This is a genomic window from Coleofasciculus sp. FACHB-712, assembly GCF_014695635.1.
Lineage (GTDB): Bacteria > Cyanobacteriota > Cyanobacteriia > Cyanobacteriales > FACHB-T130 > FACHB-T130.
The window spans coordinates 1-10,248 of record NZ_JACJOQ010000559.1; the positions used below are offsets into that span (position 1 = coordinate 1).

Here is a 10,248-nt window from a genome sequence, read left to right on the forward strand (position 1 = left end):
GAGAACCAACGCCCAAACAGCAGGCATTCTTGCGATCGAGTTGATCCCTATTCCCTCTACAATTGAACAATTCAGAATGTCCAGCAGGACTTGCTTTTGCGCGAGAGGGAAAATGAGCCATCGTCCGATTATTCTAGGCATTGTTGGTGACAGTGCCGCTGGGAAAACAACACTAACACGAGGAATTGCTCAGATATTAGGTGAAGACAATGTCACCATTATCTGTACCGATGATTATCACAAGTACGACCGAATTCAGCGTGCAGAGAAGGGAATTTCAGCACTGCATCCTGACTGCAACTACTTGGATATTATGGAGCAACACCTGTCCCTGCTTCAAAACGGACAGCCCATCCTGAAGCCGATTTACAACCACGACACGGGGATGTTCGATCCGCCTGAGTATATCAAGCCGAGCAAGTTTGTGATTGTTGAAGGGCTTCTCGGTTATTCAACCATGAAAACCCGTGACTATCACGATGTAAAAGTTTATTTAGCACCGCCTGAAGCTCTACGCGCTGAGTGGAAGATCAAGCGAGATACGATGAAACGGGGCTATAACGAAGAACAGGTTCGCGAACAATTGAGAAAGCGCGAACCAGACTCAGAAGCATACATCCGTCCCCAGCGCCAATGGGCAGATATCGTGGTAAGTTTCTACCCACCTACAGACACGCCAGAGGAGAACAGTTCACACCTGAATGTGCAATTGGTACTCAGACCGACAATTCCACATCCAAGCTTGACCCAAATTTTGAACCCAAGCAGTCCTAATTACAAACCGGCAATTCGCCTGGAACTTGAGCGGGATATGGGCAAGCCGGTTGATGTCCTAGAGATTGACGGTCAAGCAACAAGCGAACAAGTCAGAGATTTAGAGCGGATGCTGTGTAATGACATCCCTGACTTACTGCCTTTCTGTAGCTTGGACGGTACCCCCAATCTGGGTACTCTCGTCGGGACAACTGGGGAAACGCTCCAAAGTTACCCTCTGGCACTGACTCAGCTACTGGTTGCCTATCATATGCTCAAAGCTGCCAATATCCACCAGTAGGGAATTAAAAAATTAAAAATGCAAAATTAAAAATTGAGAAATTCTATTTTTAATTTTTGATTCTTAATTGTTTTGTTCTTGGTGCGATCGCAACTCTCACGGCACTATCGGGAAAACTAGATATAGTCTTTCCCGGTGCATTTATGACCTATTGCCTCAGAATTGCAGATATACCCCTTAGCGAACGTCCTCGCGAACGATTAATGGCTCAGGGAGCCAAAAATCTTGCAACCGCTGAGCTAATTGCGATTTTGCTGGGCACGGGTCAAGGGGCAGGAAAACTTTCCGCTGTCGGTCTTGGGCAATACATATTACAGGAATTAAGTCAACACCAACGCGATCCGCTGGATATGTTACGAGATATCAGCGTTCAAGAGTTGACGAAAATTCCTGGTGTAGGGCCAGCAAAAGCCACCACAATTCTAGCAGCGGTTGAGTTGGGAAAACGGGCATTTCTATCTCGCCCCGGAGTTAGCACCATGATTGATAGTCCTGCTGCCGCTGCTGCTGCGCTCAGTCATGAGTTGATGTGGCAGATGCAAGAACGATTTGCCGTGGTGCTGTTGGATGTAAAGAATCGCTTGGTGGGTACTCAAGTGATTACCATTGGCACTGCAACTGAAACGTTGGCTCCTCCCCGCGAGATTTTCCGAGAAGTCCTTCGCCAGGGTGCGACGCGGCTGATTATTGCACACAATCATCCGTCAGGGAGCATTGAACCCAGTCAAGAAGATATAGATTTGACCCGTCAGTTGTTGATGGGAGCGCAATATTTAAGTATTCCACTGCTAGATCATTTGATTTTAGGCAATGGTGACTATCTGAGTCTGCGGCAAACAACCACCTTATGGGAGGAGTATCCGCAGGGGGATTGAAGTCGTTACAACGTCCCCATAACCTCTATGCTTTACCCACATCTGTTGAAAACCCTGTCACGCTCCGGGAAAGGGCGAAGCCTTTGGATAGCGAGTTGCCCGTTTTTGTCCTCAAGTTATCGCTCAAATGCGAAAATCCCTACAGGGTTTTTGGACTTATGGGTAAAGCATAGCCATTAATCTTGGGGGCTTCTCAATTTCACAAGTGAGAGTTGCTGATTCATGAAGCAGTCGGGGATCTAAATCGCTGGCTCATAACTCAAATAAGATTTCTATATAGACTACTTTTAAAAAGCTTTCTAAAATTCATGAAAAGCATTGGCAAGATCCCTAGCTTCTCCAAGAAGTCTGGGAGCTGAATCGCTCGTAAAAACCGTCTTAACTAACCGGCATCTTTGTAACAATTTCTGTAACAGAACCCCTGTTCGCATCTTATTGCGTCTAGATTCAGGAGAAAGATACGGCTAATCTTACTATTAACCGGCAATGCTGCTAAAAGATGTCCGAGACTATCAAATTTTGTTTCTATCCTTGTTCCTGTTCTTAGGTATTTGGACAAGAGACTGGACGCTAAGACCGGATCTAATTCTAGTGGTGATGATAACTTGTCTAGTGACTCAGTGGCTAGCAGCATCGATTAAACAAAACTTATCCAATTTGCTTCCGGTACAAGATAATTGTCCCAATGAAATTGATTCAGGTTTAATAAATGTTCCTGTCAAGCTTTCACTACGGAGTGCTTTTATTACGGCTTTAGGTCTCAGTTTGCTGCTAAGAGCCGATAGTTACAGCACAATGATTTTGGCTGGTTCTTTCGCAATTCTCAGTAAATTTATTTTTAATTTTCGGAATAAGCATTTTTTTAACCCTGCTAATTTTGGTATTATTGCCGCGCTTATCTTGACAAAAGATGCCTGGGTTTCGCCCGGACAATGGGGAGATGAATGGTGGTATGCGCTGTTATTTGCAGGCACCGGGGGCACGATTTTAAAACGAGTTGGTCGTTGGGATACAACTGCTGCTTTTTTAGGTTCCTACGCTTTGTTGGAAGCTACTCGCAATATTTGGCTTGGCTGGACATGGGATGTATTTTTACATCGATCGATGAGCGGTTCTTTGTTGTTATTCGCTCTATTTATGATTACAGATCCTCGTTCTATTCCTAACGCTAGGAGTGGGCGTTTAGTATGGGCAGTTTCTATTGGCTGCTTAACTTTTTTCTTGCGAAATCAATTTTTTATTTCTACTGCTGTTTTCTGGGCTTTATTCGCCCTTGCACCTATGACCGTTCTGTTAGATTTTCTCTGGTCAGCACCCCGATTTTCTTGGGCGGAGACTTCTTCACAGACATTCAGTACTTCAGTCATTGATAAACCTGAGGAAACTGAATCTGAGACGTATCTACAAGTGTAAGTTTTTATTAATTACTAGCAGAGGTGACAATGAAGTTATTTCGGATCTGTAAAACTTTAGTGATAACGCTTCTGGCTGTTATTTGCTTTGCTCCGACAGCCTGGGGGTTTTGTGGTTTCTATGTGGCGAAAGCGGATACAAAGCTTTACAATAAAACGTCACAAGTGGTAATTGCTCGCGATCGCGATCGCACTATTTTAACGATGGCGAATGACTATCAAGGGGATGTCAAAGACTTTGCCCTGGTTGTCCCCGTTCCGACAGTGCTTCAGAAAGAACAGGTTCACGTTGGCGACCCTAAAATTATCGAGCGATTGGATGCTTTTAGTGCGCCGCGACTGGTGGAATATTTTGACGAAGATCCTTGTAATTCGGTCATGTACGAGAGGCTCCCTGCACCAGCATCCGCACCAACGTCAGGCGGTGCAAGAGCTAGCAGGGATGAAGACAATAGCTTGGGTGTCACTGTAGAAGCTCGTTTCAATGTGGGAGAGTATGACATTGTTATTCTCAGTGCAAAGGAATCAAACGGTCTAGAAACGTGGCTAAATCGTAACGAATATAAGATTCCACGGGGTGCAAAACAACTGCTGCAACCTTATATCCGGCAAAATATGAAATTCTTTGTTGCAAAAGTCAATCTTAAAGAATTTCAAAATTCCGGTTCTCAATTTCTGCGACCTCTACAGATGGCTTACGAATCGCCTAAATTTATGTTGCCGATTCGTCTAGGGATGATTAACTCTACTAGCGAACAAGATTTGATTGTTTACGTTTTATCGCCTAAAGGACAAGCTGAAGTTACCAATTACCGAACTGTAAAAATCCCCTCGGATGCTGAAATTCCAGTATTCGTCAAAAATGAATTTGGCGATTTCTACAAATCGATGTTTCAAACTTCTTACACTCGTGAAGACAAAAAGGTTGCCTTTCTGGAATATGCCTGGAACATGGGAAACTGCGATCCCTGTTCTGCCGAACCTTTAAATCCAGAAGAACTGCGAAAAGCCGGTGTTTTTTGGCTAGAGAATTATCCTTCGGATGCCCGCGAGTCAGCACCTTTCCGTAGAGCCGTTGTTCCCTCTAATAATGTTTTTATCACCCGTCTCCACGTCCGGTACACCCGCGATAAATTCCCGGAAGATTTGGTGTTTCAAGAAACATCAAATGAACAAAGTTTTCAAGGTCGTTATGTCCTTCGTCATCCCTTTACAGGAGATGTGAAGTGTCAAGCGGGTCAACAGTATAAACAGTCTTTGACTAAACGATTTGAACAAGAGGCGCAGACTCTCGCCAAGCTAACTGGGTGGAATATTCAGGATATTCGGAAGAAAATGCCTGTTGCACAAAGCAATTCTAGACCTTGGTGGCAAAACATCTGGCCTTAATAATGACCTAACATCCTAACCCTCTTTCCTGCAAAGGAAGGGGGGAATTTACAGCTTTGGAGTCAATGTTATTCAAGTTAAGTCGCTTCTCGTTCTAGCAGCAAAGTAACAGGGCCATCATTTTCAATTGCTACCTGCATCATCGCCCCAAATTCGCCTGTTTCTACGCGCAAACCGCTCTGGCGCAACTTAGCGATAAACTGTTCGTAAAGATTTTGAGCGATCGCAGGCGCAGCAGATTTATCAAAAGAGGGGCGGCGTCCTTTGCGACAATCTCCATAGAGGGTGAATTGGCTGACTACCAGCAGTTCACCCTCAATTTCTAGGACTGATTTCTCCCAACGTCCGCTACCATTCTGCTCATCTGGAAATAAGCGCAATTCCAGACATTTACGAGCCATCCACTCCAGTTCGGCTTCGGTATCTGTTTCGGCAATGCCTACGAGTAAATTAAGTCCGCGCCCAATTTTGCCGACTACTCGATCTGATACCTCAACTTGTGAGGATTTAACTCGCTGAATGACAACGCGCATAATTAGCTTCGATACATCTGTTGGGACATGACAATGCCATGTCCCGACTAAACATTAGAGCCGCAATCTATTTGACCTAACTGAGAAAAGCGATTAGGAATTTAGCAATTAGCTAATTCCTAAAAACTATTTCCCAAAGCCTTTACCGCGAGAAGTAGAAGGCAGACAAACACAACTTTTGATTTGTTGTTGCAGAGTTTCTTTATCTAAATCCTGACCAATCAGTACCAACTGGTTTTTTGGTTTTCCTGTCCAATCTTCATCATCGATGGAGAAGCGCTTGCCGCACAAGTGGAAGATATGACGCCGAGGACTTTCATCAAACCAAAGAATCCCTTTGGCACGGAAGACGGTCGAGGGCAGCTGATTATCTAGGAAATTTTGAAATTTCTTGATCGCAAAAGGCTTGTCGCTTTCAAAGGAAATCGAGGTAAACCCGTCATTTTCCAAGTGGTGGGAATGATGATCGTGGTCGTGATGGTCGTGAGTGCAAACGCCATGATCGTGATCGCAACTACTATGATCGTCGTGATGATCGTGATGAGCGTGGTCATGACCGTGGTCATGACCGTGGTCGTGGTGGTGATGGTCGTGACCCTTTTCTGCCTCTTCGTTTTGGAAATATTTGTCAGTCTCAAATAAACCGACGCTGAGGAGTAACGGTAGCGGCACCTGTCCTTTGGTGGTTCGCATAATCCGGGCACCGCCTTTCATATCCCGAATTCTGACTTCTAAGGAGTCTAAGTCGGCTTCATCCACCAAGTCTGCCTTGTTGAGCAGGATGATATCACCGTATGCGATCTGGCTGGCGGCGGCTTCGCTGTTGAATAAATCGAGACTGAAGTTTTCCGAATCTACGACCGTAATGATGGAATCTAGACGAGTCATGTCTCGCAGTTCGGTACCTAAAAAGGTAAGTGCCACTGGCAGGGGATCTGCGAGTCCGGTTGTCTCGACTACCAGATAATCGACCTTTTCTTCGCGTTCCAGAACTTTGTAGACGGCTTCGACGAGATCGTTATTAATGGTGCAGCAGATACAACCGTTACTTAACTCCACCATGTCCTCGCCGGTGGTGACAATCAGCTCATTATCAATGCCGATCTCACCAAATTCATTAACCAGAACAGCGGTTTTGACGCCTTGCTGATTGCTCAAGATGTGATTGAGGAGGGTGGTTTTGCCACTGCCAAGGAAACCTGTAATGATCGTCACGGGTAAGCCGTGCTTGGGGGCATCTATCTCTGGAGATTGGCTGGGAGTGGTGGCTGGTTGCATAGTACGACTTTCAGATTTTCTCAAAAAACGTTGATAGAGCTATACGTAAATTACTGTAGGAGCTAAGCGCTTAGCGCAGTGTAGCTCTAGATCCCGATGATGGATTGAAATGGAGATCCAACCTTTTACTTTATAGCAAGCGAACAGCTTCGCATACGCGCTAACAGAGCGATCGCTCTCTCCCTCCAGCTTACCTAACTCCGAAGAAGGCATTCTCCAATCCTTTTCGCATCGCCTAAGCATTTTTCATCTTGAAGCGAATTTCGATCAGTAAAGCAATGTTGTTAGCGTTAGTGTTAGCGGATGCGAACTGACAAGTCAGCGCTAGGCTAACGCCTCGCTTCGCTAACGCTATCGCGTTAAGTCGATGTTGAAGCGCATGATGTTGTGTTGAAGCCGCATTGCTCCCTAGTTACTCTCTTAAGCACCTACTTTTTGAGACTTAATTAGCGACAAAGTAAAATTTTAATTCGGATGAGTGGATGGCTTGCTGACCAGGGAATTTAAAATACTGATACAGATGCACTTTATTTCTTAAGTTCTAGGAATGGCCCTAACACTCTACAACACCCTCACTCGTCGCAAGGAAGCCTTTGAACCCGTTGAACCCGGTAAAGCCGGGATGTACTACTGCGGCGTGACGGTGTATGACTATTGCCACTTGGGTCATGCAAGAGCTTGCATCGTCTGGGATGTGACGCGCCGTTATCTGCAATTTGTCGGCTATGACGTGCGCTATGTGCAGAATTTTACCGATATTGATGACAAAATCCTCAACCGGGCGCGTCAAGAAGGTTCGTCAATGGAAGAAGTCGCCGAACGCTACATCCAAGCTTATTTTGAGGATATGGCGCGGCTGAATATCAAAGAAGCCGATGAATATCCGCGTGCTACACACACGATCAATGGGATTCAGCGGCTGATTCACGAGTTGGAACAGAAAAATTTCGCCTATCCCGCTGCGGGTGATGTTTACTATGCGGTGCGTCAATTTCCGGAGTACGGTAAGCTGTCGGGACGCAAGTTAGAAGATATGCAAGCGGGCGCGAGTAACCGGGTGGAGGTGGAAGACCTGGAAGCGTCCAAGAAAAGAGATCCGTTTGATTTTGCGCTGTGGAAGGCGGCAAAACCGGGGGAACCCGCCTGGGAATCGTTTTGGGGTGCGGGTCGTCCGGGGTGGCACATTGAATGTTCGGCAATGGTGCGCGATCGCTTAGGCGATACAATCGACATCCACGCTGGCGGTGCTGACTTAATTTTCCCTCACCACGAGAACGAAATTGCTCAATCGGAAGCGGTGACTGGCAAGCCGTTAGCGAACTACTGGCTGCATAACGGGATGGTGACGGTCAATGGGGAAAAGATGTCTAAGTCTCTGGGCAACTTTATCACCATTCGAGAGTTACTCGATCGACCCGTCGATCCAATGGCGGTGCGGCTATTTGTTCTTACAGCCCAATACCGCAAGCCGATTGATTTTACCGATGAAGCAATTCAAGCGGCGACAAACGGTTGGAATACGCTGAAAGAAGGTCTGTTGTTTGGATACAAGTACGGTTCCCAACTAGGTTGGATGGGAAACCCCGCCAATCTCCCCGTCAGCGAGGGGGGACATGACAACGCTGTGGAAAGATTTCAGGCAGAAGTGGATGATGACTTGAATTTTCCTGGCGGGTTAACCATATTGTTTGAACTTGCCAAAGAGTTAGGCAAGCAGGGAAATATCCTCGTTCATCAGGGTAAAACTGAGATCCCACCCGAACAATTAGAAATTTACTGGCATAATTTGGTTAATTTGTCAAGTGTGTTGGGCTTGGAAGTAAGTGCTGACGAGATCGCAAAGCTACAGGTTGAAACTGCCGCTTCTGGTGGTTTCAGCGATGCAGACATTGAGGCGATGATTCAGCAGCGCCAGGAAGCCAGGATTGCGAAAAATTTTGCTGAAAGCGATCGCATTCGCAACGAGCTACAAGCCAAGGGCATTACTTTAATTGATAGCCCGGATGGTACGCGATGGCATCGTAACTAAGATGAGCATCGCGGCAACTCCCTATGCTGCACCAATCGCGATCGCCTTAACGGGATTTTCAGCAGGAGCGATCGCTTTCTTCTTTCTCACCCTCACTCTCGTCATCTGAGTCTCATCCTGACTTTGCCAGCGCTGTTTATAACGCTTTTGAGTTTAGCAATTTGGCTACCTTGGCTGATTGCTTGATTAGGAGAGTGGCTAAAAGCCTACAAAATGGCATCTACACAAAAGAAGAGTGCTAATTCACACCCGTGGTAGAGGCTTTGCGTTTAAAGTTTCCGTATAGTGTATCGAACAACACGTAAATTTACGTAAGCGATCGCGATCGCTTAATCCGGAATTTGCGATCGCAAACGTGTAGAGATCGGTAGCACTACGCAGCTTTTTCAAAAGCTTGATAGTAGCCATACTGAATCAGGGCATTAACAGAGGTGCGATGGGACTGATGCACAAAATTCCAGAAGACACTTCTCACTGGACGGACTACTCACAAGAAATGCTAAGCAGGACTCAACAACAAGTAACGCCCTGGGCATGGATTGAGCAAGCATCAGTAACCCGGACTGAGGATTTTGAACAAAGCCAAAAAGAGGCGACTTCCCAACCGTCACCCCTACATTTAGATTCGACGCTAGAAGAATTAACGCTCTACGACGCTAGTATCGAGTCGGAACGTGCCGTAGAGGAAGCAATCCAGATTTTTGAAGCGAACCCATTGCTTCCTGGCATGATTATTACCGAACAAGGTAATTTCGTCGGAATGATTTCGCGACGGCGCTTCTTTGAATCTATGCGCCGTCTCTACAGCTTAGAGTTATCTTCCCCGCCTTCTCTGAAGGCACTCTACAGCATTGCCCGATGTGAGATTTTAGTATGCGATCGCAACAGTTCCATTGTCGAAACTGTACAGCAGTCCTTAAAGCGATCGCCCGAACTCATTTACGAACCGCTCGTCGTGCAACTGCAATCGGGAATTTGCAGACTCTTAGACGTACATCAGTTACTCATTGCTCAATCGCAGATTCATCAACAGGCAGCAGAAGCACTGCGGCAATCAGAAGCTCAATCCAGAGAGAAAACAACCCAGTTAGAGCAAACCCTGCATGAACTCCAGCGTACTCAAGCTCAACTGATTCAGACCGAAAAAATGTCTGGGTTGGGACAAATCGTTGCCGGTATCGCCCACGAAATTAATAACTCTGTCAGCTTTATTTATGGCAATCTCACCCATGCCAGCGAGTATGCCTACGACTTGCTGCACTTGCTGCACCTGTTTATCCAGCACTATCCTCAGCCAGTGCCAGAGATACAAGCAGAAATGGAAGACATTGACCTGGATTTTCTGAGGTCAGATTTGCCGAAACTTCTATCTTCAATGCAGGTAGGTGCAGAACGGATCTCTGAGATTGTTCTTTCCCTGCGGAACTTCTCTCGGCTCGACGAAGCAGAAGTGAAGTGTGTCAATATTCACGAAGGCATCGACAACACGCTCCTGTTTCTACAAAATCGGCTCAAAGGCAGAGGTATACGCCCTGATATTGTGGTTCATAAAGACTATGGCGACCTTCCTTTTGTAGAATGCAATGCTGGGCAACTCAACCAAGCATTCATGAATATCTTCTGCAATGCAATTGAGGCACTAGAAAAGGAAATTAGTCACAGACAAGGAAATACCCAT

The 10,248-nt window shown here is 46.0% G+C and carries 10 protein-coding genes; 7 read left to right on the plus strand and 3 right to left on the minus strand.

The window, feature by feature from the left end:
* Positions 1-112 precede the first annotated feature (112 nt).
* From H6F50_RS19945 to H6F50_RS19965, 5 genes are all read left to right on the plus strand, one after another.
* Positions 113-1,054, plus strand: coding sequence for a phosphoribulokinase (locus tag H6F50_RS19945; RefSeq protein WP_190430048.1), 942 nt, complete (start codon positions 113-115; stop codon positions 1,052-1,054).
* 143 nt (positions 1,055-1,197) lie between these two features.
* On the plus strand, positions 1,198-1,929 hold the full coding sequence (radC, locus tag H6F50_RS19950; RefSeq protein WP_190430057.1) for a DNA repair protein RadC: 732 nt from the start codon (positions 1,198-1,200) through the stop codon (positions 1,927-1,929).
* Entirely contained in the window at positions 1,926-2,102 is a 177-nt protein-coding gene (locus H6F50_RS19955) for a hypothetical protein (protein WP_190430049.1), read from the plus strand. The genes radC and H6F50_RS19955 overlap by 4 nt, the downstream gene beginning before the upstream one ends.
* A 313-nt stretch (positions 2,103-2,415) precedes the next feature.
* Positions 2,416-3,342 (plus strand): RnfABCDGE type electron transport complex subunit D, encoded by a 927-nt coding sequence (locus H6F50_RS19960; RefSeq protein ID WP_190430050.1) that lies wholly within the window; start codon positions 2,416-2,418, stop codon positions 3,340-3,342.
* 29 nt (positions 3,343-3,371) lie between these two features.
* Positions 3,372-4,730, plus strand: a complete 1,359-nt coding sequence (locus H6F50_RS19965) for a DUF2330 domain-containing protein (RefSeq protein WP_190430051.1) — start codon at positions 3,372-3,374, stop codon at positions 4,728-4,730.
* Between the two features lie 77 nt (positions 4,731-4,807).
* Here the strand turns inward: H6F50_RS19965 and dtd are convergent, their stop codons facing one another.
* Complete coding sequence (dtd, locus tag H6F50_RS19970; RefSeq protein WP_190430052.1) at positions 4,808-5,263, minus strand: D-aminoacyl-tRNA deacylase; 456 nt, start codon at positions 5,261-5,263, stop codon at positions 4,808-4,810.
* 126 nt (positions 5,264-5,389) lie between these two features.
* Complete coding sequence (locus tag H6F50_RS19975) at positions 5,390-6,541, minus strand: GTP-binding protein (RefSeq protein ID WP_190430053.1); 1,152 nt, start codon at positions 6,539-6,541, stop codon at positions 5,390-5,392.
* 547 nt (positions 6,542-7,088) lie between these two features.
* On the opposite strand from H6F50_RS19975, the gene cysS reads away from it, so the two are divergent.
* Entirely contained in the window at positions 7,089-8,570 is a 1,482-nt protein-coding gene (gene cysS, locus H6F50_RS19980; RefSeq protein WP_190430054.1) for a cysteine--tRNA ligase, read from the plus strand.
* Positions 8,571-8,813: 243 nt separating this feature from the next.
* On the opposite strand, the gene H6F50_RS19985 is transcribed toward cysS, so the two are convergent.
* Complete coding sequence (locus tag H6F50_RS19985) at positions 8,814-8,978, minus strand: hypothetical protein (RefSeq protein ID WP_190430055.1); 165 nt, start codon at positions 8,976-8,978, stop codon at positions 8,814-8,816.
* Positions 8,979-9,006: 28 nt separating this feature from the next.
* On the opposite strand from H6F50_RS19985, the gene H6F50_RS19990 reads away from it, so the two are divergent.
* On the plus strand, positions 9,007-10,248 hold a 1,242-nt coding region (locus H6F50_RS19990), incomplete at its 3' end, for a histidine kinase dimerization/phospho-acceptor domain-containing protein (RefSeq protein ID WP_190430056.1).

What these genes read in the sequence shown, in the direction of transcription:
- H6F50_RS19945 (WP_190430048.1), top strand. Translation starts at nt 113, where the DNA reads ATGAGCCATCGTCCGATTATTCTAGGCATTGTTGGTGACAGTGCCGCT.
- radC (WP_190430057.1), top strand. Translation starts at nt 1,198, where the DNA reads ATGACCTATTGCCTCAGAATTGCAGATATACCCCTTAGCGAACGTCCT.
- H6F50_RS19960 (WP_190430050.1), top strand. Translation starts at nt 2,416, where the DNA reads ATGCTGCTAAAAGATGTCCGAGACTATCAAATTTTGTTTCTATCCTTG.
- H6F50_RS19965 (WP_190430051.1), top strand. Translation starts at nt 3,372, where the DNA reads ATGAAGTTATTTCGGATCTGTAAAACTTTAGTGATAACGCTTCTGGCT.
- dtd (WP_190430052.1), bottom strand. Translation starts at nt 5,263, where the DNA reads ATGCGCGTTGTCATTCAGCGAGTTAAATCCTCACAAGTTGAGGTATCA.
- H6F50_RS19975 (WP_190430053.1), bottom strand. Translation starts at nt 6,541, where the DNA reads ATGCAACCAGCCACCACTCCCAGCCAATCTCCAGAGATAGATGCCCCC.
- cysS (WP_190430054.1), top strand. Translation starts at nt 7,089, where the DNA reads ATGGCCCTAACACTCTACAACACCCTCACTCGTCGCAAGGAAGCCTTT.
- H6F50_RS19985 (WP_190430055.1), bottom strand. Translation starts at nt 8,978, where the DNA reads ATGGCTACTATCAAGCTTTTGAAAAAGCTGCGTAGTGCTACCGATCTC.